Origin of the sequence: Bradyrhizobium sp. 613_E4_N2_2 (assembly GCF_052075995.1) — a bacterium.
Classification (GTDB): domain Bacteria; phylum Pseudomonadota; class Alphaproteobacteria; order Rhizobiales; family Xanthobacteraceae; genus Bradyrhizobium; species Bradyrhizobium barranii.
Genome location: NZ_CP197234.1, coordinates 462,347 through 487,852, shown reverse-complemented (window position 1 = coordinate 487,852; position 25,506 = coordinate 462,347). Strand labels below are relative to the sequence as shown.

26 protein-coding genes are annotated in these 25,506 nt (G+C 64.5%); 17 read left to right on the top strand and 9 right to left on the bottom strand.

The window, feature by feature from the left end; translation table 11 throughout:
- Positions 1-2: 2 nt before the first annotated feature.
- Entirely contained in the window at positions 3-1,136 is a 1,134-nt protein-coding gene (locus AB7290_RS02285) for an ROK family protein (RefSeq protein ID WP_441253350.1), read from the bottom strand.
- 141 nt (positions 1,137-1,277) lie between these two features.
- On the opposite strand from AB7290_RS02285, the gene AB7290_RS02280 reads away from it, so the two are divergent.
- From AB7290_RS02280 to AB7290_RS02265, 4 genes are all read left to right on the top strand, one after another.
- Positions 1,278-2,837: a metallophosphoesterase family protein gene (locus AB7290_RS02280; protein WP_441253349.1), complete on the top strand. Its 1,560-nt coding sequence runs from the start codon at positions 1,278-1,280 to the stop codon at positions 2,835-2,837.
- A gap of 248 nt (positions 2,838-3,085) precedes the next feature.
- A complete protein-coding gene (gene rplU / locus AB7290_RS02275) occupies positions 3,086-3,475 on the top strand; it encodes a 50S ribosomal protein L21 (RefSeq protein WP_063980440.1) in 390 nt (129 codons plus the stop codon).
- Positions 3,476-3,572: 97 nt separating this feature from the next.
- Positions 3,573-3,842 carry a 50S ribosomal protein L27 gene (gene rpmA, locus AB7290_RS02270; RefSeq protein WP_011083253.1) on the top strand — a complete coding sequence of 90 codons (270 nt, stop codon included), beginning with the start codon at positions 3,573-3,575 and terminating at the stop codon, positions 3,840-3,842.
- A 143-nt stretch (positions 3,843-3,985) separates the two neighbouring features.
- Positions 3,986-4,579 carry a GNAT family N-acetyltransferase gene (locus AB7290_RS02265; RefSeq protein WP_028149983.1) on the top strand — a complete coding sequence of 198 codons (594 nt, stop codon included), beginning with the start codon at positions 3,986-3,988 and terminating at the stop codon, positions 4,577-4,579.
- Between the two features lie 182 nt (positions 4,580-4,761).
- Here the strand turns inward: AB7290_RS02265 and AB7290_RS02260 are convergent, their stop codons facing one another.
- Positions 4,762-5,676 carry a DMT family transporter gene (locus AB7290_RS02260; RefSeq protein WP_041960617.1) on the bottom strand — a complete coding sequence of 305 codons (915 nt, stop codon included), beginning with the start codon at positions 5,674-5,676 and terminating at the stop codon, positions 4,762-4,764.
- 118 nt (positions 5,677-5,794) lie between these two features.
- On the opposite strand from AB7290_RS02260, the gene AB7290_RS02255 reads away from it, so the two are divergent.
- The 3 genes from AB7290_RS02255 to AB7290_RS02245 all read left to right on the top strand — a co-directional run bounded on the left by AB7290_RS02255 (position 5,795) and on the right by AB7290_RS02245 (position 9,120).
- Positions 5,795-6,277: a MaoC family dehydratase gene (locus tag AB7290_RS02255; RefSeq protein WP_085399717.1), complete on the top strand. Its 483-nt coding sequence runs from the start codon at positions 5,795-5,797 to the stop codon at positions 6,275-6,277.
- An 85-nt stretch (positions 6,278-6,362) separates the two neighbouring features.
- Positions 6,363-7,403: a GTPase ObgE gene (gene obgE, locus AB7290_RS02250; protein ID WP_085399699.1), complete on the top strand. Its 1,041-nt coding sequence runs from the start codon at positions 6,363-6,365 to the stop codon at positions 7,401-7,403.
- Positions 7,404-7,485: 82 nt separating this feature from the next.
- A complete protein-coding gene (locus AB7290_RS02245; protein WP_354079804.1) occupies positions 7,486-9,120 on the top strand; it encodes an alkaline phosphatase family protein in 1,635 nt (544 codons plus the stop codon).
- A 134-nt stretch (positions 9,121-9,254) separates the two neighbouring features.
- Here AB7290_RS02245 and AB7290_RS02240 read toward each other — a convergent pair whose 3' ends face one another.
- Positions 9,255-10,220, bottom strand: a complete 966-nt coding sequence (locus tag AB7290_RS02240) for a Bug family tripartite tricarboxylate transporter substrate binding protein (protein ID WP_085399700.1) — start codon at positions 10,218-10,220, stop codon at positions 9,255-9,257.
- A gap of 195 nt (positions 10,221-10,415) precedes the next feature.
- Here AB7290_RS02240 and proB point away from each other — a divergent pair, with 195 nt between their 5' ends.
- The gene (gene proB, locus AB7290_RS02235; RefSeq protein ID WP_085399701.1) at positions 10,416-11,537 is read left to right on the top strand and encodes a glutamate 5-kinase; all 1,122 of its coding nucleotides are present in this window, start codon (positions 10,416-10,418) and stop codon (positions 11,535-11,537) included.
- Positions 11,538-11,556: 19 nt separating this feature from the next.
- Here proB and AB7290_RS02230 read toward each other — a convergent pair whose 3' ends face one another.
- A complete protein-coding gene (locus AB7290_RS02230) occupies positions 11,557-11,853 on the bottom strand; it encodes a type II toxin-antitoxin system RelE/ParE family toxin (RefSeq protein ID WP_063980434.1) in 297 nt (98 codons plus the stop codon).
- A complete protein-coding gene (locus tag AB7290_RS02225) occupies positions 11,843-12,121 on the bottom strand; it encodes a type II toxin-antitoxin system ParD family antitoxin (RefSeq protein WP_063980433.1) in 279 nt (92 codons plus the stop codon). Before AB7290_RS02225 ends, AB7290_RS02230 begins: the two co-directional genes overlap by 11 nt.
- 194 nt (positions 12,122-12,315) lie before the next feature.
- Here AB7290_RS02225 and AB7290_RS02220 point away from each other — a divergent pair, with 194 nt between their 5' ends.
- The 9 genes from AB7290_RS02220 to AB7290_RS02180 all read left to right on the top strand — a co-directional run bounded on the left by AB7290_RS02220 (position 12,316) and on the right by AB7290_RS02180 (position 20,651).
- Positions 12,316-13,611: a glutamate-5-semialdehyde dehydrogenase gene (locus AB7290_RS02220; RefSeq protein WP_085399702.1), complete on the top strand. Its 1,296-nt coding sequence runs from the start codon at positions 12,316-12,318 to the stop codon at positions 13,609-13,611.
- Between the two features lie 23 nt (positions 13,612-13,634).
- A complete protein-coding gene (locus tag AB7290_RS02215; RefSeq protein ID WP_085399703.1) occupies positions 13,635-14,279 on the top strand; it encodes a nicotinate-nucleotide adenylyltransferase in 645 nt (214 codons plus the stop codon).
- Positions 14,280-14,487: 208 nt separating this feature from the next.
- Positions 14,488-14,844, top strand: a complete 357-nt coding sequence (gene rsfS, locus AB7290_RS02210; RefSeq protein ID WP_014490594.1) for a ribosome silencing factor — start codon at positions 14,488-14,490, stop codon at positions 14,842-14,844.
- Between the two features lie 93 nt (positions 14,845-14,937).
- Entirely contained in the window at positions 14,938-15,420 is a 483-nt protein-coding gene (gene rlmH, locus AB7290_RS02205; RefSeq protein ID WP_135215820.1) for a 23S rRNA (pseudouridine(1915)-N(3))-methyltransferase RlmH, read from the top strand.
- A 32-nt stretch (positions 15,421-15,452) separates the two neighbouring features.
- Positions 15,453-16,790, top strand: coding sequence for a murein hydrolase activator EnvC family protein (locus tag AB7290_RS02200; RefSeq protein ID WP_085399705.1), 1,338 nt, complete (start codon positions 15,453-15,455; stop codon positions 16,788-16,790).
- Entirely contained in the window at positions 16,787-18,142 is a 1,356-nt protein-coding gene (locus AB7290_RS02195) for a S41 family peptidase (protein WP_014490597.1), read from the top strand. Before AB7290_RS02200 ends, AB7290_RS02195 begins: the two co-directional genes overlap by 4 nt.
- A gap of 145 nt (positions 18,143-18,287) precedes the next feature.
- Positions 18,288-19,511 (top strand): divergent polysaccharide deacetylase family protein, encoded by a 1,224-nt coding sequence (locus AB7290_RS02190; RefSeq protein WP_085399706.1) that lies wholly within the window; start codon positions 18,288-18,290, stop codon positions 19,509-19,511.
- 72 nt (positions 19,512-19,583) lie between these two features.
- Positions 19,584-20,087 carry an RNA pyrophosphohydrolase gene (locus AB7290_RS02185; RefSeq protein ID WP_063980427.1) on the top strand — a complete coding sequence of 168 codons (504 nt, stop codon included), beginning with the start codon at positions 19,584-19,586 and terminating at the stop codon, positions 20,085-20,087.
- Positions 20,088-20,150: 63 nt separating this feature from the next.
- Positions 20,151-20,651, top strand: a complete 501-nt coding sequence (locus AB7290_RS02180) for an RNA pyrophosphohydrolase (protein ID WP_063985996.1) — start codon at positions 20,151-20,153, stop codon at positions 20,649-20,651.
- 136 nt (positions 20,652-20,787) lie between these two features.
- Here the strand turns inward: AB7290_RS02180 and AB7290_RS02175 are convergent, their stop codons facing one another.
- The 4 genes from AB7290_RS02175 to AB7290_RS02160 all read right to left on the bottom strand — a co-directional run bounded on the left by AB7290_RS02175 (position 20,788) and on the right by AB7290_RS02160 (position 25,465).
- Positions 20,788-22,446 carry an adenylate/guanylate cyclase domain-containing protein gene (locus AB7290_RS02175; RefSeq protein ID WP_085399707.1) on the bottom strand — a complete coding sequence of 553 codons (1,659 nt, stop codon included), beginning with the start codon at positions 22,444-22,446 and terminating at the stop codon, positions 20,788-20,790.
- Positions 22,447-22,595: 149 nt separating this feature from the next.
- On the bottom strand, positions 22,596-23,003 hold the full coding sequence (locus tag AB7290_RS02170) for a F0F1 ATP synthase subunit epsilon (protein ID WP_071908637.1): 408 nt from the start codon (positions 23,001-23,003) through the stop codon (positions 22,596-22,598).
- Positions 23,004-23,092: 89 nt separating this feature from the next.
- The gene (gene atpD / locus AB7290_RS02165) at positions 23,093-24,535 is read right to left on the bottom strand and encodes a F0F1 ATP synthase subunit beta (RefSeq protein ID WP_063980424.1); all 1,443 of its coding nucleotides are present in this window, start codon (positions 24,533-24,535) and stop codon (positions 23,093-23,095) included.
- Positions 24,536-24,589: 54 nt separating this feature from the next.
- On the bottom strand, positions 24,590-25,465 hold the full coding sequence (locus tag AB7290_RS02160) for a F0F1 ATP synthase subunit gamma (protein WP_063980423.1): 876 nt from the start codon (positions 25,463-25,465) through the stop codon (positions 24,590-24,592).
- Positions 25,466-25,506: the final 41 nt, after the last annotated feature.

The window sequence follows — 25,506 nt, the reverse complement described above, 5'->3', positions numbered from 1 at the left end:
GGTTACTCCTTGTCCGCCTTACTCTTTTTCTTGCCGTTCTCAGTAGAATCCCGGTCTTTTCCGTTGCCGTTCTCCTTGCGGCGGTTGGTGAAGCGCGCATTGCCGAGCCCGGTGCCGATGGTGAGCACGCCCCAGCGAGCGACATCCTGCATGAACGGCACCTCGGAGAGGCCCTGAACCACGCCGTCATTGTGCATCAGGATCGCGGTGTCGTGCTCGCCGATCTCGGGGATGCCCTCGATCAGGCTCGCCGGCAGGTTGAACTTGCTGCTCTCCCAATTGCCCGGCAGGTTTTGGGCGCCCTTCTCGATCGAGCCGTCCTCGTTGATCACGCCGGGACAGGCGATGCCGATGAAGGGCGCGAGCTTGAAGCCGTCTTTCTCAGCCTCGGTGATCAGCCCCTTCAGCATCTTGATGAGCCGCTTCACCGCACCCTCGCGGGTCGGCTCGTCATCGGCATGACGCCACAGCTCGGATTTCACGACCTTGGCCTTCGAGAGGTCCTTGGCCTTCTTCCAGCCGGTCTCCACCAGGCCGCAGCGGATGTTGGTGCCGCCGATGTCGACGGCGAGGATGCTGTCATGGGCCTCGAAGATCCAGGACGGCGCCAGATGCAACGCGCCGATCAATCCGGCTTCATCGGGATGGGCGCGGATCGGCACCATGTCGATCTTGAAATCCTCGGCCTTGAGGATGATCCCGGTGCGCGCGATCGCAAGCTCCCCGAGCCGTGAATCGCGGAAGCCGCCGCCGACGACGATGCGCTCGGTCTTGGCCCAGGCCTTGCTCTTGAGGAAGCGACGGGTGACGTAAGCGAGCTCCTGGGCAAAGTCCTCGATGGCGCTATGCACCACGGCCCAGGCCTCGGTGTCATCGCCGATCAGGATGGCGTCCAGCGTCTTCTTGCTGATCTCATCCGATGGCTCCTTGCCGAACGGGTCCTCGCCGGACTTGCGCAGCGGCTTGCGCCAGCGCTCGAGGATGTCGCGAAACGCGCCCTTGCTGGCGCGGTCGCCGAGGAAACCGTCCTCGTCCTTCATCTCGATGTTGAAGCTGTCGATATCCACCGACGGCAGCCGCGCCGCGCCGTGGGCGGCGATGCCCGTCGTCGTCTTGACCAGTTCGTCCGTTGCCATGAAAGCCCTGCCCGATCGCGAAAATCCAGTGGGACAACAAACGGGAACCCGTTTGGTTGCGTTGCCCATGGCACAGTTCTGGCCACGTCCGGGGATACATGGTATATTGTTCACCCTCAGATTGCGGGGGAGGTGGATCGAATGGGAATCGCCTTCGACCTGGCCACCGTCAACTGGTTGGCCCATCTGCTTCAGCCTGGCGGACACATTCCCCGGCGTGCCGCGCCTGATGAGCACGAATCGCTGGAAATGTTCCTAAGCCAATTGCCGGAGCGTTTTGTCTCCTCTCGCGGCAACGAGGACAAGGTGCGCCGGGTCGCTGAGGCGGCACGTGAGCAATTGAGCCGGATTCCCTACGGGCAGGAGATTCCCCTTCAACTCCTCGAGTCGCTGCAGCAACTGCTTTCGCACTATCCCTGGATCAGCATGATCGTGCCATCGATGAAGAATGTGGAGCTGGATCGTTTTCTGGCCTCTCGAGAATTTCTTCACGATCTCGTCCATGAGGTGAAGTGGCAAGACGACGGCCTGATCATGCAGCCCCGGGATCTCGACGATCACCCGCAAGCGCTGCTGGACGTCTTCCCCCCATTTCAGACTGCGTTGAACGCAATGACGCGGTGGCCCGGGCTGCTGTTCTGGAGACCCAACAAGGATTCCGTGTTTCTGCCCTTTGCAGGCAAGACGCCGGCTGCTGTCCGCGAATGCGCGGGATGGGCGTTGTCCAACCTCAAGATTTCCAGGTTTCGCGGATTAAAGACATTCGAGGCCGAATATTTCAGGAGATTTCCAGAGGCCAGAGCTACTGCAGCATCAACCACGACGCTGCTGCATATCAGCGACCTTCACATCGGAAGCACCGAGGCAGCGACGAGCTTGCCCCGCCTGCAACAACTGTTGCGGAATCAAATCCACGAGATACCGAATGGGCAAAAGGTCGTTTTGGTCATCAGCGGCGATCTGATCGACGATCCCAAAGACGAGTACTACAATTCGGCGCGACAGTTCCTCGACACAGCGCAAAACCTCACGGAGGAACCACCGATCCTCGTTTTGGGCAACCACGACGTCCGAACAGATGGCTATCTGAGCGAAAACCTGAGAAACGCGATCAAGCTCCCGACAAATCGCGTGCGATGGTTCGATGATCAGCCTCTTGGTCTGGTCTGCTTCAATTCAGTGGCCGGCGGCCGTCTGGCCGCGGGCAAGATTGGGCCGGAGCAATTTGCCGACGTTGGCAACGAAATCGACCACAAGCGCGATTGGCGGGATCACACGCTGGTTGGCGTACTCCATCATCATCCGCTCCCGGTCGATAATCCCGCCTGGTATGCAAGGCCGTTCTACGAGCGGATACTGGGACGATTTTTCGAGAAGACCGACCAGCTTGAGGACGCCACCGATTTCGTGGACTTCGTCCGCCAGCGTCGATTTGCCGCCGTGCTTCACGGGCACAAGCATATCCCTCGCGTTGCGTCGATACCGGGACCACCTCCGATCGCGGTTTTGGGATGCGGAAGTTCCGTCGGAAAGGTCCCGACCAATGATGGGAGGATCTTCCTGTCCATCAACCGCATCGACGTCAATCACCAGACCGGGTCCTTGTCGTGCCGGCTGATGGCCGAGCGCACCCTGGGGGCGGGCATGAGCCAATGGGACCGATGGGAGAGCCACGAGATCCTCCATGCGCAGGCCCTGTAACCTCCTGGATTGCGGGTGAATTGCCCTAAACTCTTCGGTTTTCGGCGCTTTTCCTTGACTCTCCGCGTCCGGCGGCTATAAGTCCCGCAACCGGCGCGGGGCGTTTCTCGCGCTGTTTGTTTTTGCGTGGGTTTTCAAAGGGATAACTCCCGCCCGCACAAAACGCGCATAAACCCATAGCGACTGACAAAAAGCCGGCCCGGACGATTCTCGTCGCGAGGCCGGGATTTGAACACGGAGAAAAAACGATGTTCGCAGTCATCAAAACCGGCGGCAAGCAATACCGCGTCGTGCCGGATGATGTTCTCGAAGTAGGCAAGATCGAAGGCGAAGTCGGCTCGATCATACAGCTGAATGAAGTGCTGGTGCTCGGCGGTGACACGCCGGTCCTGGGCGTCCCGACGGTCGCAGGCGCGTCCGTTGCGGTCGAGGTGCTCGACCACAAGCGCGGGCCGAAGGTCATCGCGTTCAAGAAGCGCCGCCGCAAGAATTCGCGCCGCAAGCGCGGCTATCGCGACGAGATCACGGTCCTCCGTATCTCCGAGATCCTGACAGACGGCGCCAAGCCCACCAAGGGCCCGCGTCCGAAGCGGGAGAAGGTCGCCAAGGAAGCGACCACCGAAGAAGCCGCCGCATAATTTGATCACGCGCAATCACGAATTGATGCGTGAGAAATTGTGAAATGATTCCGTCAAGGAATTGATCTAGAAATACGCAGGATTTTGGAGACGAGCCATGGCTCACAAAAAAGCAGGCGGATCATCGCGCAACGGTCGCGATTCGAAGGGCAAGCGCCTCGGCATCAAGGCGTTCGGCGGCGAAGTCGTGATTCCCGGCAACATCATTGCGCGTCAGCGCGGCACCACCTGGCATCCCGGCCTTAATGTCGGCATGGGCACGGACCACACTCTGTTCGCCAAGATCGAGGGTCGCGTCACGTTCCAAGCCAAAGCCAACGGCCGCACATTCGTATCGGTACTCCCGATCGCCGAGGCGGCTGAATAGACGGTGGACCAAATTTGGAGTCCGCCGGGTCCTTGACCGAACCGGCGGAGTCCACAAGACGGCTCCAGGGGAGGCAGGGAAACCGGCCTCCCCTTTCGTTTGACTTGCTCACTTTTCACTTAGTGACTTTGACGGAGCCGGACATGTTGCAGGATTTCTCGAGCGTGACCTTGCGGGAGGCGAGACCGAGCGTCGTCGCCACCGAGCGGCTGACGTTGCGGCGCCCGACTCTCGCCGACGTCAGGACCATCGCCCACCTCGCCAACGACCGCCGTGTCGCGGAAAACACCCGTCGCCTTCCACACCCCTATTCGCAGGACGACGCCGTCGAATTCGTCCGCGCCACCGCCGCGCTCGGCAGCGAGACCGTGTTCCTGATCGAGCACGACACCGGGCCGGTCGGCATGGTCGGCATCGACCGCTCCACGCCCGACAATGCCGAGCTCGGCTACTGGCTCGGCGTCGAGCATTGGGGCCAGGGCTTTGCCACCGAGGCCGCGCGCGGCGCGATCGATTTCTTCTTCGAGGAGTTCGAGGACGATCATCTCTATGCGGGTGCGCGCGTCACCAATCCGGCCTCGCGCAACGTGCTGGAGAAGTGCGGCTTCCAGTGGAGCGGCGTCCAGCTGCATCGCTTCCTCGCGCTGGGCTCGTCCACGCCGGTCGATTGCTTCCGCCTGTCACGCGGCGTGTGGTCGTCGCTGAAGAACTGGAGCAGTGCGCGACGGATGCGGTAGGGCGCGCGGCCACATACACTGCTGTCGTCCCGCGGCGCGACAAAGTCGCGAGCCCGGGACCCATAACCCCAGGGAGAAGTGTGGGACAAAGCTCCCACTCCCAGTTATCGCAAAACGACGTCCTGTGGGTATGGGTCCCGGGCTCGCGCTTCGCGCGCCCCGGGACGACGGTGTGGCTGCAGCTACGCTGGCGGATTCACCTCGTTGCTCGGGCGGCCGAGATCGCGTTCGCGCAAGTAGATGTAGAACCCAGCGCCGATGATGATGGCGGCGCCGATGATGGTGGCAATCGACGGCACGTCGCCGAACACGACGAAGCCGAAGATCACGGCCCAGACGATCATCGAATATTGATATGGCACCACGACGCTCGCCGGTGCCAGCTTGAGCGAGCGGTTGACGCAGAACAGCGCCGTCACCGAGACGCACCCCGCCAGCGCGAAGATCGCGAGGCTGCCCGGTGTCGGCGGCACCCAGTGGAATGCCGACAGCACGGCACCCAGCGAGAACGTGCCGATGAATTGCGACGACGCCATCACGATATCGGGCGTCTTGCGCAGGCTGCGCGTGATCAGCATCAGGGTCGCAAACGACAGACTGCCGCCGAGCGCGATCAGCGCCGGCAGGCTGACCGTCTGGGCCGACGGCCGCAACGCGATCAGCACGCCGCAGAAGCCGATCAGGATCGCCGTCCAGCGCCGCCAGCCGACCTTCTCGCCCAGAAAGATCGCCGACATCGCGGTGACGAAGATGGGGCCCGCGAGATAATAGGTGATGACGTCGGCGAGCGGCAGATAGACCGTCGCGAGGAAGAAAGCGGCCACTTCCAGCGTCGACAGCACGACGCGAAACAGCTGCAGGCGCGGCCGCTCCAGATGCAGGAACTGGTGGCGCTGCCGCCAGACCAGCGGCGACAGCAGCAGCAGCGCGGCGCAGGCGCGCAGGAACAAGAGCTGCCCCACTGAATAGGTCCCGACGAGGAACTTGCCCATGGCGTCGCCGAACGAGAACATGAAGATCGACAGCACCATCAGCGCAATGCCGGCAAGGCGTGCGGAGCGGTCGTCATAGGCGGAGAGATTCTTGAAGAAGGGCATTGGCGCCGTTTTAATCACGTGGGCGCGCCGGACAAGCCCGCATCTGCTGATTGAACGGATTGTCGCACTATTCGCGGCGCGATAGCGATAGACGCCTCCCGAACCAGAGAGCATGGACATGACCGAATTCGACCCGACGCGGCATCGCATGATCCCCGCGCAACGCTGGTTTGAGGATTTCGTGGTCGGCGAGCGCTTCGTGCTGCCGAGCCGCACCCAGACCTCGGCGGTGTTCGCCGCCTTCCAGACCGCGAGCGGCGACACCCATCCCGTGCATTACGACGTGGAATATTGCCGCAGCCGCGGCATGCCGCATCTGCTCGCCCACGGCTTCCAGACCTTGATCCACACGGCGCCCGGCGCGGGCCTGTTTCCGTTCATGGTCGAGGACTCCCTGGTCGGCTTCCTCGAGCAATCGAGCCGGTTCCTCAAACCGGTGTTCGCCGACGACACCATCTATCCCGCGCTCGAGGTCACGGAGCTGGTGCCAGGTCGCACGACCGGCGCGGTGACGCTCAAAAGCACCGTATTCAACCAGCGCAAGGAGCTGGTGCTGGAGGGGATGCAGAAATTCCTGATCCGGAGACGGCCTGCGGGTTAAGCACGGGGCCAAATTCGCAGGATTTCGGCCGATTCAGGGATAAGTCCGGGTTGCCGCGCGGGACCGCCTGCCCTACCTATGGCCCATGAAATTCCTCGACGAAGCAAAGGTCTATATCCGCTCCGGTGACGGCGGGAACGGCTGCGTGGCGTTCCGCCGCGAGAAGTTCATCGAATTCGGCGGTCCTTCCGGCGGCAATGGCGGCCGCGGCGGCAACGTGGTCCTCGAGGTCGCCGACGGCCTCAACACGCTGATCGACTACCGCTACCAGCAGCATTTCAAGGCCCAGAAGGGCGAGAACGGCTCGGGCTCGGACCGTCATGGCGCAAACGGCAAGGCGATCGTGCTGAAGGTCCCCGTGGGCACGCAGATCTTCGACGAGGACCGCGAGACCCTGATCCACGACTTCACTGATGTCGGCGAGAAGTTCGTGCTGGCCGAGGGCGGCAATGGCGGCTTCGGCAACGCGCATTTCAAGTCCTCGACCAACCGCGCACCACGCAACGCCAATCCCGGCCAGCCCGGCGAGGAGCGCTGGATCTGGCTGCGACTGAAACTGATCGCGGATGCCGGACTGGTCGGCCTGCCCAATGCCGGCAAATCGACCTTCCTTTCCAAGGTCAGCGCGGCGAAGCCGAAGATCGCCGACTATCCCTTCACCACGCTGCATCCGCAACTCGGCGTCGTGAATTCCGACGGCCGCGAATTCGTGCTGGCGGACATTCCCGGTCTGATCGAAGGCGCGCATGAAGGCGCCGGCCTCGGCGACCGCTTCCTCGGCCATGTCGAGCGCTGCCGCGTGCTGCTGCATCTCGTCGATGCGACCTGCGAGCATGCCGGCAAGGCCTACAAGACGGTTCGCAACGAGCTCAATGCCTATGGCGGCCTGCTCACCGACAAGATCGAGATCGTCGCGCTGAACAAGATCGACGCGGTCGAGCCGGACGAGTTGAAGAAGCAGAAGGACCGGCTGAAACGCGCCGCCAAGAAGACACCGCTGCTGCTCTCCGGCATCACCGGCGACGGCGTGAAGGAAGCGTTGCGCGCGCTTGTCGAAGTGATCGGCGAGGCCCCGGTATCGGCCAAGGCGAAGAGCGCGGCCGAAGCGGAGCCGTGGTCGGCGTAATCCGACGCGCTCAAGCGGCCCGCTTGTCTTCGCTGGCGCGATAGCGCAGCATTAAAAGATCAAGAAACGGCAGGGGCGAAGCATGGCGCGCGCGAAGAACGTTCTCTGGATCATGTGCGACCAGCTTCGCTACGACTATCTCGGCTGCACCGGCCATCCCACGCTGAAAACGCCCAACATCGACGCCATGGCCAAGCGTGGCGTGCTCTTCAGCAAGGCGTATGTGCAGTCGCCGATCTGCGGCCCGTCGCGGATGTCGTTCTACACCGGGCGCTACATGCGCTCGCACGGCTCGCACTGGAACGGCTGGCCGCTGCGCGTCGGCGAGCCCACGCTCGGCGACCACCTCAAAAAGATCGGCGTGCGCAACGTGCTGGTCGGCAAGACCCACATGGCGCCCGATCTCGAGGGCATGAAGGCGCTTGGCATTCCGCCGGAATCGATGATCGGCGTGCACGTCGCCGAATGCGGGTTCGAGCCTTATGAGCGTGACGACGGCCTGCATCCGACGGGACGGCCGCGCCCGAAATACGATGAGTACCTGCGCAGCCAGGGATTCGAGGCGCCCAATCCCTGGGAGCATTGGGCGAATTCAGGCGCAGCGGACGACGGCTCCCTGCAGAACGGCTGGCTGCTGGTGCATGCCGACAAGGCCGCGCGCGTGCCGGACGAGCATTCCGAAACGCCCTACATGACGCGGCGCGCGATGGACTTCATCAGCGAGGCCGAGACCGACGGCAGGCCGTGGTGCCTGCACCTGTCCTACATCAAGCCGCACTGGCCCTATATCGCGCCCGAGCCCTATGCGAGCATGTATTCGACCGATGACATGATCCCGGCGATCCGCTCCGAGCGCGAACGCCAGAATCCGCATCCGGTGTTCGGCGCCTACATGGACATGCGCTACTCCCGCAACATGGCGCGCGACGAGGCTCGCGAGAAGGTGATCCCGACCTATATGGGCCTGATCACCCAGATCGACGACCAGATGGGCGTGCTGATGAAGTTTTTGGAGGCGCGCGGCCTGCTGGACACCACCATGATCGTGTTCACGTCCGATCATGGCGACTATCTCGGCGATCACTGGATGGGCGAGAAGGATCTGTTCCACGAACAGTCGGCGAAGATTCCGTTGATCATCATCGATCCGTCGAAGGAAGCCGACGCCATGCGTGGCACCCGCAGCGACGCGCTCGTGGAAGGCATCGATCTCGCGCCGACCTTCGTCGATTATTTCGGCGGCAAGGTGCCGGGCCACATCCTCGAAGGGCGCTCGCTGCTGCCGCTGCTGCGCGGCGAGAGGCCGTCCGACTGGCGCACGGTCGCGTTCTCCGAATACGACTACGCCATGCAGGATGTGCGGCTGAAGCTGAACCAGCCGATCGAGCGCTGCCGCCTGTTCATGGTGTTCGACGGCCGCTGGAAATACATCCACGCCTCCGGCTTCCGTCCGATGCTGTACGATCTCGAAGCCGATCCGGACGAGTTTCTGGATCGCGGCGACGATCCGGAGTGTGCCGGCATCATCGCTCGCCTTCAGGCCGAGCTGTTCGACTGGGCGCTGCATCCCAACGACCACATCACCACGCCGCGCGAGAAGATCGCGAACTATGCCGACAACCAGCTCCAGGTGAAGGGCGGGATCCTGATCGGTGTCTGGGACGAAGCCGAGCTCGCGTCGATCAAGGACGGGATCGCGCAACGCGCGAAGCTCTAAAACCCCTCATGGTGAGGAGGCGCGACAGCGCCGTCTCGAACCATGCAGGCCCCGCTGCTACAGCCGGGCCTTTCATCCTTCGAGATGCCGCTCCGCGGCTCCTCAGGATGAGGGGATAGAGTAGCGCGCGGCGTTCAATTCTCGATCTTGTACCCCGTCGCCTTCACGATCGGCTGCCAGAACGCCGTGTTCGCGGCGAGCTCCTTGGTCAGCCCATCCGCATTGCTGCCGACCGGGATCAGCCCGATCGCGGTGAGCTTCTCATTCACCTCGGGCCTGGCGAGCGCAGCGCTTGCGGCTGCGCCGAGCTTGCTGGCGAAGTCCGGCGGGCTGCCGGCGGGGAGCCACATGCCGTACCAGGCGTCCGCGACGAGATCGATGCCGCTCTCCTTCAGTGTCGGCACCTCGGGTGCGAAGGGCGAACGCTCCGCGCTCGCGACCGCGATGATCTTCACGCCCTTGGCGCGGTGCTGCGGCAGCGCATCGGCCAATGTCACGATGCCGAACGACAGATGGCCGCCGATGAGATCGTTGAGGATAGGCGCGCTCCCGCGATAGGGCACGCGGGTCAAGGGAATGCCGAGATCCTTCTCGAGCTTGGAGCCCATGAAATGCGGAATGGTGCCGTTGCTCGGCACCCCGAACGACGTCTTGTCCGGATGCGCCTTCAGCCACGCCACGAATGACTTGAAATCGGCAGCGTCAATCGCCGGGCCGATCACGACTGCGAATTCGAACCGCGCCAACAGCGACACCGGCATGAAATCCTTCGCCGTGTCGAAGCTCGGCGTCGTCTCCACCATCGGCAGCAGGTACATGGTCGGCCCGGTCGTCACCAGCACCATGCTGCCGTCGGCACTCGCGCCCTTCACCGCCTTGATACCGATCTGGCCGTCGCCGCCGGTACGGTTCTCGACGACGATGGTCCGTTGCAGCGCCGGCGCCATCTCCTGCGCGATCAGCCGGCACAGCGTGTCGCCGCCCGCTCCCGCCGCGAACGGGAAGATCATCTTTGTCAGCCCGGCCTGCGCTTGCGATCCGCCCGCCTGCGCCAACAGCGGCAACCCGAGACATCCGGCGATGAAGTTGCGGCGATCCATCGGTTTCCTCTTTGAGCCCATTATGGTTGGCGACAATTAGAGCCAGGCGAGCGTCCCGGACAAGCGCCGTTTACCATTTCGGCCGCCTTGCGCCGGCCATCGTCCTGCTGCAAAAGCAGGCCTTAACCGGCGCCGCCTGTCGCTCCGCCGTTTCCGATGCAGAGCAGTCCGTCACACGCGCCAACACATACACACATGCCCAGCCCCGAACTCAGTCAATTCCGCCGCATCGTCGTCAAGGTCGGCTCCGCCCTGCTGGTCGATTCCGACAAGGGCGAGGTGCGCGCCTCCTGGCTCGCCGCGCTCGCCGACGACATGGCCAAGCTGCATCGCGAGGGCCGCGACGTGCTCGTCGTCTCCTCCGGGTCGATCGCGCTCGGCCGCAGCCGGCTGAAATTGCCGCGTGGCCCGCTGAAGTTGGAGGAGAGCCAGGCGGCCGCCGCCGTCGGCCAGATCGCGCTAGCGCGGATCTGGTCAGAGGTGCTCGGCGCCCACGGCATCGGCGCGGGGCAGATCCTGGTCACGCTCCAGGACACCGAGGAGCGCCGCCGCTATCTCAATGCGCGCTCCACCATCGGCAAGCTGCTGGAATGGCGCGCGATCCCCGTCATCAACGAGAATGACACGGTCGCCACCAACGAGATCCGCTACGGCGACAATGATCGCCTCGCCGCGCGCGTCGCCACCATGGCGAGCGCCGATTTGCTGGTGCTGCTGTCCGACATCGACGGGCTCTACGATGCCCCGCCGAAGAACAATCCGAACGCAAAACTCATTCCCGTGGTCGACAGCATCTCCTCGGAGATCGAGGCCGTGGCAGGCGACGCCGAGTCCGAGCTGTCGCGCGGCGGCATGCGCACCAAGGTCGAGGCAGCCAAGATCGCGACCACAGGCGGCACGCATATGCTGATCGCCTCGGGCAAGATCGAGCATCCCCTGCAGGCGATCGCCGACGGCGGCCGCTGCACCTGGTTCCTGACGCCGGCCAACCCCATCACCTCGCGCAAGCGGTGGATTGCGGGCACGCTGGAGCCGAAAGGCACGCTGACCATCGATGCCGGCGCCGTGACGGCGCTGCGTGCCGGCGCCAGCCTGCTGCCGGCCGGCGTGATCAAGGTGGAAGGCCAGTTCGCCCGCGGCGATGCGGTGATCGTGCGCGGTCCTGATACCAGCGAGGTCGGCCGCGGCCTGATCGCCTACGATGCCGAGGTCGCCGAACGGATCAAGGGCCGCTCCTCCCCGGACGTGATGGCCATCCTCGGCATCAGCGGGAGGTCCGAGATGATCCACCGCGACGATCTGGTGGTGGGTGGGTAAGGACGAGCAAGTCCGCCAACTATTGCATGTCGTCAGAGCCGATATCCTGGCGGCCGTGCATCACGCGGACGATCTCGACTCCATCGGGCAGCGGGACATAGAAGATCACGTAATTGCCAACGGGGAAGCTGCGCAGGCTGTCGCGCAATTCTCGCCGTTCGCGGCCAGCCAAGGGATTTTCCACGAGCATCTCGAAAATCTCGCCGATGCGCGCGATCTGCTTGTCGGCCGCCCGAACGCTGTCCGACGCGATGAAATCCCAGATCGAATCTAGATCTTGGTCGGCTTGTGGGGCCTTGCGGAATCTATTCGCCACGTTTGCGCGCGGCCAGTCGCTGCCGTCCCCGCGCCTTGATGTCGTTCATCCATTCCTGGACATCGACCTCTTCCATTGGTCCGCTGTCAAACCCCTTCTGGATTTCCTCCCGCAGCGCCTCCAGCTTGACCCTGCGCCGCTCTTCACGCTCCTCGACTAGGCGAAGGCCTTCGCGCATGACCTCGCTCGCGGTGGCATAGCGGCCGCTCTCGACCAGATCGTCGATCAGGTCCTCGAAATGCTTTCCAATGCTGTAGCTGCTCGCCATGGAACGGCTCCGTTATCAAGTAATGATATTTATTGATATTTGAGCGCCTCGCAAGGATCCGTCCGGCCTCGGGGGCAACCAGGCCATTGGCCGACCGGGCGGCGCGAACCGGGCCCCAGCCATACCCTCCCGACCCTTCGCAGACGCGGGATTTCCGTGCTAGGACACTGCCTTAGCAGAAGGTTGAACTCTCCATGGCCGCCCCCCTCAAAGCCGTCGACGGCAATGCCGATCTCCAGGCGCTGATGTCCGATCTCGCCGCCCGTGCCCGCGCTGCCGCGCGCGTGCTGGCGCTGGCGCCGCCGGAGCAGAAGAACCGGGCGCTCGAGGCCATGGAGCGGGCGATCCGCGCGAACTCTGCCGCGATCCTTGCCGCCAATGCCGAGGACGTCGCGGATGCCCGGGCCTCGGGCACCATGATCGCCTCCTTCATCGACCGCCTGACACTGACACCTGCGCGCGTCGAGTCGATGGCCGAGGGCATCGGTATCGTGCGCGGCATCGCCGATCCGATCGGCATCGTCACCGAGAGCTGGCAGCGGCCGAACGGCATGACCATCGAGCGCGTGCGCGTTCCGCTCGGCGTCGTCGGCGTGATCTTCGAGAGCCGGCCGAACGTTGCGGCGGATGCCGGCGTGCTGTGCCTGAAATCCGGCAATGCCGTGATCCTGCGCGGCGGCTCCGACAGTTTTCGTTCGTGCCGCGCGATCCATGAATGTCTCGTCCAGGGCCTGCGTGACGCCGGGCTCCCCGAAGCGGCGATCACGCTGGTGCCGACGCGCGACCGCGCGGCGGTCGGCATGATGCTGTCAGGGCTGGACGGCGCCATCGACGTGATCGTTCCGCGCGGAGGCAAGAGCCTCGTCGCGCGCGTCGAGCAGGAGGCCCGCGTGCCCGTGTTCGCGCATCTCGAAGGCGTCAACCACGTCTATATCGATGCCAGCGCCGACCTCGCCATGGCGAAGTCGATCGTGCTCAACGCCAAGATGCGCCGCACCGGCGTCTGCGGCGCGGCCGAGACGCTGCTGGTCGATCGCGCCGCCGCCGCCAAAAACCTGAAGCCGCTGGTCGAGATGCTGATCGAGGCCGGCTGCGAAGTGCGCGGCGACGACGCCGTGCAGAAGACCGATGCGCGCGTCAAGGCTGCCAGCGAAGACGATTGGGACACTGAATATCTTGACGCGATCATCGCGGCGAAGGTGGTGGACGGTGTCGACGGCGCGATCGCGCATATCCAGAACCACGGCTCGCATCACACCGACGCGATCGTGAGCGCGGATGAGGCTGCTGCGAGGAAATTCCTGAGCGAGGTCGATTCCGCGATCGTGCTGCACAATGCCTCAACGCAGTTCGCCGATGGCGGCGAGTTCGGTTTCGGCGCCGAGATCGGCATCGCCACCGGCCGATTCCACGCCCGTGGTCCGGTTGGCGCCGAGCAGCTCACGAGCTTCAAATATCGCGTCCACGGCACAGGTCAGACGCGGCCGTAAGTCATGTCGCGAGGCGTGGGGCATTGAGTAACAATTTCGTCGCGCCACGTTTCTTCGCGCAGGCCATTCCGCCCTACACCGAAGGCATGCGCGTCGGCCTGCTCGGCGGCTCGTTCAATCCGCCGCACGAGGCCCATCGCGCCATCAGCCAGTTCACGCTGAAACGCCTCCGACTCGACCGCGTGTGGTGGCTGGTGACGCCGGGCAATCCACTGAAGGAGAACGGCACGCTGCATGAGCTCGGCGCGCGCATGCAGGCCGCGCGCGACGTCGCCGACGATCCCAGGATCGAGGTGAGCTGTCTCGAATCCGTCATTCGTACCCGCTATACTATCGACACGATCAACACCTTGCGCCGCCGCCTCAGCGGCCTGCGCTTTGTCTGGATCATGGGCGCCGACAATCTCGCTCAATTCCATCGTTGGCAGCACTGGCGGCGCATCGCCGACCAGGTGCCGATTGCGGTCATCGATCGCCCGCCGCAGAGTTTTCGCGCCCTCGCCTCGCCCGCTGCCCAGGCCCTTGCACGCTACCGCGTGCCCGAGACGGACGCGGCATTGCTTCCGGATCGGCCGGCGCCGGCCTGGGTCTTTCTGACGGGGTTGAAACTGAACCTGTCCTCGACCGGCTTGCGGAACCCGGACGGGAGCTGGAAAGGTCCGAAGTGAGACGGAGTGTGTGGACGTTGTGGGGATTTCGGACTCTCTGGCATATTGAAACCCTTAACCCCACATGATGTAGTGTAACCAGTGAGCGTCGGATTCGGCGTTCGCGATACAGTGAAAGGAATGGTCCCTGACCACATCTGTATTGTCCAAGTCTGTTTTACCCAAGGTAGCGAAACCGGCGCGTAAAACATCGACCAAAGCTGCGGCCTTGAAGGCGCAACCCGACGCCGACAAGACGCTGAGCCTGATCCTCTCCCGCCTCGACGACATGAAGGCGGAAGAGACGGTCACCATCGACCTTCGCGGCAAATCGGCGTACTCCGACTACATGATCGTTACCACCGGCCGGGTGAACCGGCATGTCGGCGCGATCGCGGACAACGTCGCCAAAGGCCTCAAGGAAAACGGCATCAGGAACATCCACGTCGAGGGCTTGCCCAATTGCGACTGGGTGCTGATCGATTCCGGCGATGTGATCGTGCACGTGTTCAGACCCGAGGTCCGCGAGTTCTACAATCTCGAGAGATTGTACACCCAGGGCCCTGGGGCGGCGAAGGCGATCTAGGCTCATCGAGCCGATTTCGAATCGGCTGACGCGCATGCTAGCGTCGTGCGCGCGCATATTGCGCGCGGTCTTGAAACACGACCTGAAGATATCATGCGCGTTGCTGTCATTGCGGTGGGCCGGCTGAAGCAGGGCCCCGAACGGGAGCTTGCCGACCGCTATTTCGAGCGGTTCGACGAAGCCGGCCGCAAGCTCGGATTCCGCGAGCTCAGCATCCACGAAATCCCCGAAAGCCGCGCGCGCGACACCGCGACTCGGATGGCCGAAGAGGCCGCGGCGATCGGTGCTCATATCCCGGAAAAATCGATCCTGGTGGCGATGGACGAGCGCGGCCAGAATCTCGACTCCACCGTATTCGCACGGCACCTCGGGCGCTGGCGCGACGAGGGTGCCGGACATACTATCTTCGTGATCGGAGGGGCGGACGGACTTTCGCCCGAATTGCGCCGTAAGGCCAAGCTCGCGATCGCGTTCGGCTCTGCGACCTGGCCGCACCAAATGGTCCGCGTCATGCTTCTGGAACAGCTTTATCGGGCCGCCACCATTCTGGCCGGCCACCCCTATCACCGCGCGTGATGCGCGCACAACGAGCACCTTTGCGTAAAGCGATGCGAGCGCCGATCCTCAACCTGCTGCTGATCGCCGGCGTCACGGGCGCAAGCCTCGCGCAAGCTCAGACGCAAGGTCAGACAATTGCGCCCGCGCCACAGACGGCGGCTGTCTCGCCCGATGCAATCAAGCAGCGCGAGCAGGAGCTCGAGGCCGCCCGCGCGAGGCAGAAGAGCGCCGAGGAAGCGCAGGCCAAGCTCAAGGCCGAGATCACCTCGCTCGGCCAGGACCGCACCCAGCTCAATCAGCAGCTGATCGATACCGCAGCCAATGTGCGGACCGTCGAGACCAAGATCGACGAAGCCGAAGCGCGGCTGCGCTCGCTCAACGGCCGCGAGCAGCAGATGCGCACCTCGCTGGAGTCGCGCCGCGCCGACATCGTCGAGGTGCTGGCGGCCCTGCAGCGCGCCGGCCGGCGCACGCCGCCGGCGCTGTTGGTGCGGCCAGAAGATGCGCTGCAATCACTGCGCACCGCCATGCTGCTCGGCGCCGTGGTGCCGGAATTGCGCGGCCGCGCCGAGAAGCTCGCGGGCGACCTCGGCGAGCTCGTGGCCTTGCGCAAGAACATCGCCGCCGAACGCGACCAGCTTGCCATCGACCGCGACAAGGTCCGCAACGACCAGACCCGGCTTACCGCCCTGGTCGACGAGCGGCAGCGCCAGCAGGCGTCGCGTGAAAAGGATCTCGACGCCGAGAACTCGCGCGCCATCGCGCTCTCCAGGCAGGTCGGCGATCTCCAGGGGCTGATCACCAAGATGGAGCAGGATCTGCAGAGCGCCGCCAAGGCCGCCGAGAAGGCGGCCGAGGCCGCCAAGCAGGCCGAGGCCAAGGCGGCCGCCAGTGCCAAGCCCGGTCCGGGCACTTTCAAGGACCGGTCCCGGACCACCCCGGCGATCGCCTTCGCCGCGGCCAAGGGGCTCCTGCCACTGCCGGTTAACGGTAACAAGATCAGGGATTTTGGCGGTTCCGATGGGGTCGGCGGTGTCCAGAAGGGCATTTCGCTGGCAACCAGGCCCGGCTCCCAGGTCACGACGCCGTGTGATGGCTGGGTTGTCTATTCCGGCCCGTTCCGCAGCTATGGACAACTCTTGATCCTCAACGCCGGGGGCGGGTATCATGTCCTGATCGCCGGGATGGAGCGCATTTCGGTTAACATCGGTCAGTTTGTGCTCACGGGGGAACCGGTCGCGACCATGGGGTCGACCTCTCAAGTCGCCTCCATTCTCGCCACGAACGCGAGTCAACCTGTGCTGTATGTCGAGTTCCGTAAGGACGGCACTCCAATCGATCCAGGCCCATGGTGGGCCGCAAATGAAGGCGAGAAGGTTCGCGGATGATGCGCAAGACTTCAGTTATCCTCCTCAGCGCGGCCACCGGTGCTGCGCTGACGCTGTTCGTGACCCAGCCGCGCGCGGTCTTCATGGGCTCCAGCGCGCGAGCCGCAACTGCAGACACCTATCGCCAGCTCAATCTGTTCGGCGATGTGTTCGAGCGCGTGCGCTCGGACTATGTCGAGAAGCCCGATGACACGAAGCTGATCGAATCCGCCATCAGCGGCATGCTCACCGGCCTCGATCCGCATTCGAGCTACATGGACGCCAAGAGCTTCCGCGACATGCAGGTGCAGACCCGCGGTGAGTTCGGCGGCCTCGGCATCGAAGTCACGATGGAGGACGGCCTGATCAAGGTGGTCTCGCCGATCGACGACACCCCCGCTTCGCGCGCCGGCGTCATGGCCAACGACATCATCACCAATCTCGACGACGAAGCCGTGCAGGGCCTGACCCTGAACCAGGCGGTCGAGAAGATGCGCGGTCCGGTCAACACCAAGATCAAGCTCAAGATCATCCGCAAGGGCCAGGACAATCCGATCGACGTCACCCTGGTGCGCGACAACATTCGCGTCCGCTCGGTGCGCGCGCGCATCGAGGCCGACGACATCGCCTATATCCGCATCACCACCTTCAACGAGCAGACCACCGAAGGCCTGAAGCGCGAGGTCGCCAACCTCTCGAATCAGATCGGCGACAAGCTCAAGGGCTACATCATCGACCTCCGCAACAACCCGGGCGGCCTGCTCGAGGAAGCGGTCACCGTCTCCGACTCGTTCCTGGAGAAGGGCGAGATCGTCTCGACCCGTGGCCGCAATGCCGAGGAGACCCAGCGCCGCACCGCGCATGCGGGCGACCTCACCAAGGGCAAGCCTGTCATCGTGCTGGTCAATGGCGGTTCCGCTTCGGCATCGGAAATCGTCGCCGGCGCGCTGCAGGACCACAAGCGCGCGACCATCGTCGGCACGCGCTCGTTCGGCAAGGGCTCGGTGCAGACGATCATTCCGCTCGGCTCTGGCAACGGCGCGCTGCGCCTGACCACGGCGCGCTACTACACGCCGTCGGGCAAGTCGATCCAGGCCAAGGGCATCGTGCCCGACATCGAAGTGCTCCAGGACGTGCCGGACGAGCTGAAGTCGCGCACCGACACCAAGGGCGAGGCTTCGCTGCGCGGCCATCTCAAGAACGACGGCGACGAGAAGACCGGCTCGCAGTCCTACGTCCCGCCGGACGCCAAGGACGACAAGGCGCTCAAGCTCGCGGACGATCTGCTCCACGGCATCAAGAACAGCGCCTCCGCGGCGCCGACGCCGGGCGACAACAAGGCCACGACCGACAAGCCCAAAGCGGCGAACTAAGTCGGCGCGTCATCTCATCTCTCGAAAAGGGCGGCTCCGGGAGCCGCCCTTTTTGCTTGGGGCTCCTGCTACCCCCGGCCTATCCCGGCCTGCCGCCGCTTGACCTCGGCGTGGTATCGTCGGCGGGAGTGATTCGGGATCTCGCATGACTGAAACGGCCGATGATCTGAGCGCCCCGCTCGGACAGGACAAGCCGCGCCGGAAACGGCGGCTGCGGCTGCCGTTCACAGCCATGCAGGCCCTCGCGGTCATGCTCGGCCTGTTCCTGGTCGCCTTCGCCGGCTTCGCCGTCTTCAACAAGGATCCGCTCGGCGGCGAGCCGATGACGCGAATTGCGATCCGCGAGCCCAGGGCCACCGACGAGAAGCCGGCCGCCGCGAGCCCTGGCCAGGAGAGCAAGCCGGAGAGCAAGCACGAGGCCAAGGAGGCGCCGAAGCAGGCGGGCGAGCAGAAGACCGTCACCATGATCGACGGTTCCACCGGCACGCGCCACGACGTGGTGATCGGTGGCGGCGATGCCGCCGACAAAGGCGACGCGGCGGCCGCCTCCGCCCCACCGCCCGTCATGACCGGGATCGACCCAAAACTGCTGGAAAAATCGCGCTACGGCATGATCCCCGTGACGGCCGAGGGCGCGAAGCCGTTCAACGTCTACGCGGCGGATGCCGACCGCGCCAAGGCGGCGAAGATGCCCGTGGTCGCGATCCTGATCGGCGGCCTCGGCGTCGGCGCGGCCAAGACCACCGACGCGATCATGCGGCTGCCGCCGGCGGTGACGCTGGCCTTCACGCCCTATGGTGCCGACCCCGGCAAGCTCGCCGAGCGGGCCCGCGCCCAGCGCCACGAGATCTTCCTCCAGATCCCGATGGAGCCCTACGACTTCCCGGACAACGACCCGGGCCCGCAGACGCTGCTGACCTCGCTCACCACCGACCAGAACATGGACCGCCTGTACTGGCACCTGAGCCGGATGCAGGGCTATGCCGGCCTCACCAATTTCATGGGCGCCCGCTTCGTGGCGACCGACGCCGCGATGCAGCCGATCATCCGCGAGGCGGCCAAGCGCGGCCTCGGCTTCTTCGACGACGGCTCCTCGCCGCGCAGCATCGCGCCCCAGGCCGCGGGCAGCCAGGCGATGCCGTTCGGCAAGGGCGATATCGCGATCGACGTGGTGCCGACCCCGGCAGAGATCGACCGCGCCCTGAACAAGCTCGAATCAATGGCGCGCGAGCGCGGCGTCGCAATCGGCACCGCCTCCGCCCTGCCGGTCTCGATCGAGCGCATCAGCAGCTGGACCAAGACATTGAGCGACCGTGGTATCCTTTTGGTGCCGTTGACAACCGCGATGCTGAAATCAAAATCTAGCTAAATCAACGGATTGGTACGTTACGGGCCCTCGGGACCGGCATACCCACCAAAAGCACGCGAGAGGTCTGGCGGAATGGCACGTTACGAGGATCTGCCCTACCGTACCTGCGTCGGTGTGATGCTGATCAACATGAAGGGTCTGGTGTTCATCGGCCGCCGCGCCGGTGGCATCGAGCATGTCGACGACGCCCATGTCTGGCAGATGCCGCAGGGCGGCGTCGATCCCGGTGAGGACACCTGGGATGCCGCCAAGCGTGAGCTCTATGAGGAGACCAGCGTGCGCTCGGTCGAGCGGCTCGGGGAGGTCCCGGACTGGCTCGTCTACGACATCCCGCGCACGGTTGCCGGGCGCGCCTGGAAGGGCCGCTATCGCGGCCAGCGCCAGAAATGGTTCGCGGTCCGGTTCACCGGCAAGGACAGCGAGATCAATGTCGAGAAACCCGGCGGCGGCCACAAGGCCGAGTTCGTGAGCTGGCGCTGGGAGCCGATGAAGAACCTGACCGGTTTGATCATCCCGTTCAAGCGCCCGGTCTATGAGCGCGTGGTGAAGGAATTTTCCGCGCTGGCGGATGAATAAATCAAATCGTCATCCCGGGTTCGGTGCTAATGCATCGCCGGAATGACGATGAAAGACGCGCGCGTGACCAATCAAAAACCCTACCGTCCCAACGTGGGGATCGCCCTCTTCAATGCCGATGGCCGCGTGCTGATCGGCCACCGCTTCAAGGGCGACGGCCCCGAGATCATCCTGCCGGGCCTCGACTGGCAGATGCCGCAAGGTGGTGTCGATGAGGGCGAGAACCTGCGCGATGCGGCGCTGCGCGAACTTTGGGAAGAGACCAGCGTCAAGAGTGCGGACTATCTCGGCGAGACAGACTGGCTGACTTACGAGTTCCCGCCCTATGACGGGCCGCAGACGCACCGGCTGGCGAAGTTCCGCGGGCAGCGCCAGAAATGGTTCGCGCTGCGCTTCACCGGTCGCGATGACGAGATCGATCCGCTGACGCCGCGCAACGAACAGCCCGCGGAGTTCGACGCCTGGCGCTGGGAGCGGCTCGACCGCGTCACCGAGTTCGTGGTGCCGTTCCGTCGCGACGTCTACCGCGCGGTCGCGCAGCAGTTTGCGCCCTTCGCAAACTAAAACCGCGAAAACAACCCCATGCACAGTAGCCGGCGATTGCAGGCGCGGTGGGCGGTGGTCGTTGCGAAGTTTTTGAAGCGTCGGAGAGAATCGGCCGCACGGCGCAATCGTCGTGCCGGCCTATGTCCAGCAAGCTCTAATTGGTCGGTCCGACCGTGAACGGGCCGATCGCGATGACGTGGCAATCGCTGTCGCGCTTGGCGCAGTCGGCGAGCGCGGAATTGACGGCGGTCTGCTCGTCCGCGGCCTTCAGGCCGAGGCCCGGCCGGCCCGCGGTCCCGACCGCGACTGCGTTCCAGCCCATGCCATCGGCGAGCTTGCGCACGACCTCGGCGCGCGCGTCGGCGGCGATCGAGGCGTTGGAAGCGGCATGGAAGAAGCCGGTGATCCTAAGCAGGGTCGGGATCGGCACGACGAAATTGTCGTCGACCGCGACGATCAGACAGGCCATGCCGGCGATGGCGCCGCACGATTCCAGCGAACGCCGCGCCGAATCGTCGACGGATGACGCGCCCAGCACCATGAAATATTGACCGCCCGGCCCGAGCGCGATCGCGCGGGATTTCGCCGCCGGCACGAACATGTTCTCGAGCCGGACTTTTGCCGGATCGCGCACCATAGGAAAATCTTTCGGCACGAAGGCCCGCTCGGTCATGGCGTCGTGGCGCACCCAGGGCTGCGGCGGCATCGGCGGCTTGCCGTGCGTGTAGACGACGTCGTTGCCGACCGCATAGAGCTCGCAGCGCCGCGGCGATTGCGCGGCATCGGCGCGCTTCTGGCATTGCTCGAGCGCCATGTTGCGCGCGGCTTCCTCGGTCGGCTGGTTCAACGCCGCGCCTGTGAAGCCGCCGATATTGAGCGCGAAGGCCTTGTAGTCGCCGGAGGCGGAATAGTCGCCGGCCAGATAGTTGCGGATGCGCTCGTTGATGAAGGGCACGCTGTCGACGGCAAGCTTGCCTGACAGCGGCGCGGCGGATGGCGAGGGCGCAGGCATCGGCGCCATCGCAGCGCCGGCTGGGCTCATCGGAGCCATCGGCGCCTTTGCCATCTGGGTCGGCATCGGGCTCGGCGCCACGGCATCTGCCGGCGCTGCGCTCGGCGTCGCGGCCGGCGCGGCCGCGGCGGTGACCGCCTGCTTGAGCTTGGTGTTGTAGAGGAAGCCGGTGACAAGGATGGCGACGACCGAGACGACGGCGACCACCAGCGGCCACATCCACACCGGTGCCGCGGCCAGCTTGGAGGCGGGCTTCTTCACTTTCGGCGTGGCGTAAGTGCCGTCCTCGCGCCGCATCGCCACCATGTAGGCGTGCACCGGCGTCGGGATGTTCTTGACCTCCTGCGCGCCGATGTCGGCGAACTGCACCGACAGCTTGTTGGCGACCTGCTCGTGCACGGCGCGGGAGACGCAGATGCCGCCGACCTCGGCGAGGCCTTCGAGCCGGGCGGCGATATTGACGCCGTCACCGAGCAGATCGCCGTTGCGCTCGACCACGTCACCGATGGTGATGCCGATGCGGAACGACATCTGCCGGCTCGGCGGATAGGCCATGTTGCGGGTTCGCAGGGATTCCTGGATGTCGATCGCGCAGCGCACCGCATCGACCGCGCTCGGAAATTCCGCGAGCACGGCGTCGCCCGCCGTGTTGAAGATGCGTCCGTTGGCTTTCGCGATGAAGTCGTCGATGACCTCGCGATAGGAGGCGAGACGCCGCAGCGTCTCCTCTTCGTCTTCCGCGACCAGTCTTGAGTAACCGGCAATATCGGCTGCGAAAATCGCTGCGATCTTGCGTTTCATCTGCTGCCAGCCCCGAAACAAATTCGCGGGCGCAGAATGCCGCTATCGGCGGCGCGGTGCAACAAAGTTTCAGCGCCCGCCACTTCCGTGACGAGCGCTGAACCTGTTCAGGAATTTGTAGCTTGAGCCCCGGAGCAGTGCACCGGGGCTTAGTGCATAGCCGTGCTGTTGAGCTGCTGCTGGATGCTCTTGAAGTGGTCGAGCCGCTCGATGGCCTGATCGAGCTCGCCGCCTTCGTGCTCCTTCAGGCCGTCTTCCATCTCGGAGATGGTCGCGGCGAACTGGGCACGGTCGAGTTCGTCGAGCGACGTCGCGACGTCGGCGAGCACGGTGAGACCCTTCTCGGAGACTTCGGCGATACCGCCGAGCACGATGATCTTCACGTGCCTGCCGCCCGTGGTCACGGTGAGGATGCCGGGCCGGATCGCAGCCACGACCGGCGCATGTCCCGCCAGCACGCCGAAGTCACCCTCGACGCCGGGGATATCGACCTGATCGACCTGACCCGAGAATGCGAGCTTTTCCGGCGAGACGAGATCGAAGTGGATGGTGGCCATTGGAAACCTGCGAATGGTGAGTAGCGAACGCGCGAGTGGCGAGCAGCGAATGGCGAATAGATTCTACTCGCCATTCGCTATTCGCCAGCTTAGGCGGCTTCCGCCGCCAGCTTCTTGCCCTTCTCGACTGCCTCTTCGATGGTGCCGACCATGTAGAAGGCTGCTTCCGGCAGGTGGTCATACTTGCCTTCGCAGAGGCCGCGGAAGCCCTTGATGGTGTCCGCGAGGTCGACGAACTTGCCGGGCGAGCCGGTGAAGATTTCGGCGACGTGGAACGGCTGCGACAGGAAGCGCTCGATCTTGCGGGCGCGGGCCACCGTCAGCTTGTCCTCTTCCGAAAGCTCGTCCATGCCGAGAATGGCGATGATGTCTTGGAGCGACTTGTAGCGCTGCAGCACCTGCTGGACCTGACGCGCGGTGTCGTAGTGCTCTTGGCCGACGACGAGCGGCGAGAGCATGCGCGAGGTCGAGTCGAGCGGGTCCACCGCGGGGTAGATGCCCTTTTCCGAGATCGCGCGGTTCAACACCGTGGTCGCGTCCAGATGCGCGAACGAGGTCGCGGGCGCCGGGTCGGTCAAGTCGTCGGCCGGAACGTAGATGGCCTGCACCGAGGTGATCGAGCCCTTCTGCGTGGTGGTGATGCGCTCCTGGAGCGCGCCCATGTCGGTGGCGAGCGTCGGCTGATAACCCACCGCCGAAGGAATACGGCCGAGCAGCGCCGACACTTCCGAGCCGGCCTGGGTGAAGCGGAAGATGTTGTCGACGAAGAACAGCACGTCCTGACCCTGGTCGCGGAAGTGCTCGGCGACGGTGAGACCGGTGAGGCCGACGCGGGCGCGGGCGCCCGGCGGCTCGTTCATCTGGCCGAACACCAGCGCGCACTTGGATTTCACGCTCGGATCCGGATTGTGCGGATCGGCGTTGACCTTGGACTCGATGAACTCGTGATAGAGGTCGTTGCCTTCGCGGGTACGCTCGCCGACGCCGGCGAACACGGAGTAACCACCGTGCGCCTTCGCGACGTTGTTGATCAGCTCCTGAATCAGCACGGTCTTGCCGACGCCGGCGCCGCCGAACAGGCCGATCTTGCCGCCCTTCGCATACGGAGCAAGAAGATCGACGACCTTGATGCCGGTGACGAGAATTTCAGCTTCGGTCGACTGGTCGGTGTAGCTCGGCGCTTCCTGGTGGATGGCGCGGAGACCTTCGGACTTGATCGGGCCGGCTTCGTCGATCGGCTCGCCGATCACGTTCATGATGCGGCCGAGCGTACCGTCACCCACCGGAACCGCGATCGGCTGGCCGGTGTCGGTCACTTCCTGGCCGCGCACCAGACCTTCGGTCACGTCCATCGCGATCGTACGGACGGTGGACTCACCGAGATGCTGCGCAACTTCCAGCACGAGGCGGATGTTGCCGTTCCGGGTTTCCAGCGAATTGAGAATGGCGGGCAGGTGGCCCTCGAACTGCACGTCGACGACGGCGCCCATGACCTGGGTGACGCGACCGACCTGGTTAGCTGCTGTAGCCATGAATAGCTCTCCTTCGAAATTCTGGACTTGAACGACCGTCGTTTGGTTCGTGCGTCAGACCGCCTCGGCGCCGGAGATGATCTCGATCAGCTCCTTGGTGATCTGGGCTTGACGGGTTCGGTTGTAGATCTGGGTTTGCTTGCGGATCATTTCGCCGGCATTGCGGGTGGCGTTGTCCATCGAGCTCATCTGCGCGCCATAGAACGAAGCGTTGTTTTCCAGCAGCGCGCGGAAGATCTGCACCGCGATGTTGCGCGGCAACAGGCCGGACAGCAGTTCGTCCTCCTCCGGCTCGTAATCGTAGGACGTCGTCGGCGCGTTCGCCGCCTTTTCCTCGACGACCAGCGGGATGATCTGCTGCGCGGTCGGGATCTGGGCGATCACCGACTTGAACTGCGCGTAGAACAGCGTGCAGACGTCGAACTCACCGTTGTCGAAACGGGCCAGCACCTTCTTGGCGATGTCCTCGGCGTTGACGAAGCCGAGCTGACGAACGCTACGCAGGTCGAGGTGCTCGACGATCTGCTTGTCGAACAGGCGGCGGAGCTGCTCATAGCCCTTGCGGCCGACACAGAAGAATTTCACTTCCTTGCCCTGCGCGATCAGCGCCTGGGCGCGCTCGCGGGCGAGGCGCACGATCGAGGAGTTGAAGGCGCCGGACAGACCGCGCTCGCCGGTGCAGACCAGCAGCAGGTGGACCTGGTCCCTGCCGGTGCCGGCCAGCAGCGCCGGCGCGCCGGGCGAACCCGCAGCGGCGCTGGCGATGTTGGAGATCACCGCGCTCATCTTGTCGGCATAGGGCCGCGCCGCCTCGGCCGCTTGCTGGGCACGGCGCAACCTCGACGCCGCGACCATCTGCATCGCCTTGGTGATCTTCTGCGTCGCCTTGGTGGAGGCGATGCGGACGCGCATGTCTTTAAGTGACGCCATTCTTCGTCCCCGACGATCCGACCCTTTGGCCTGATCGCAAA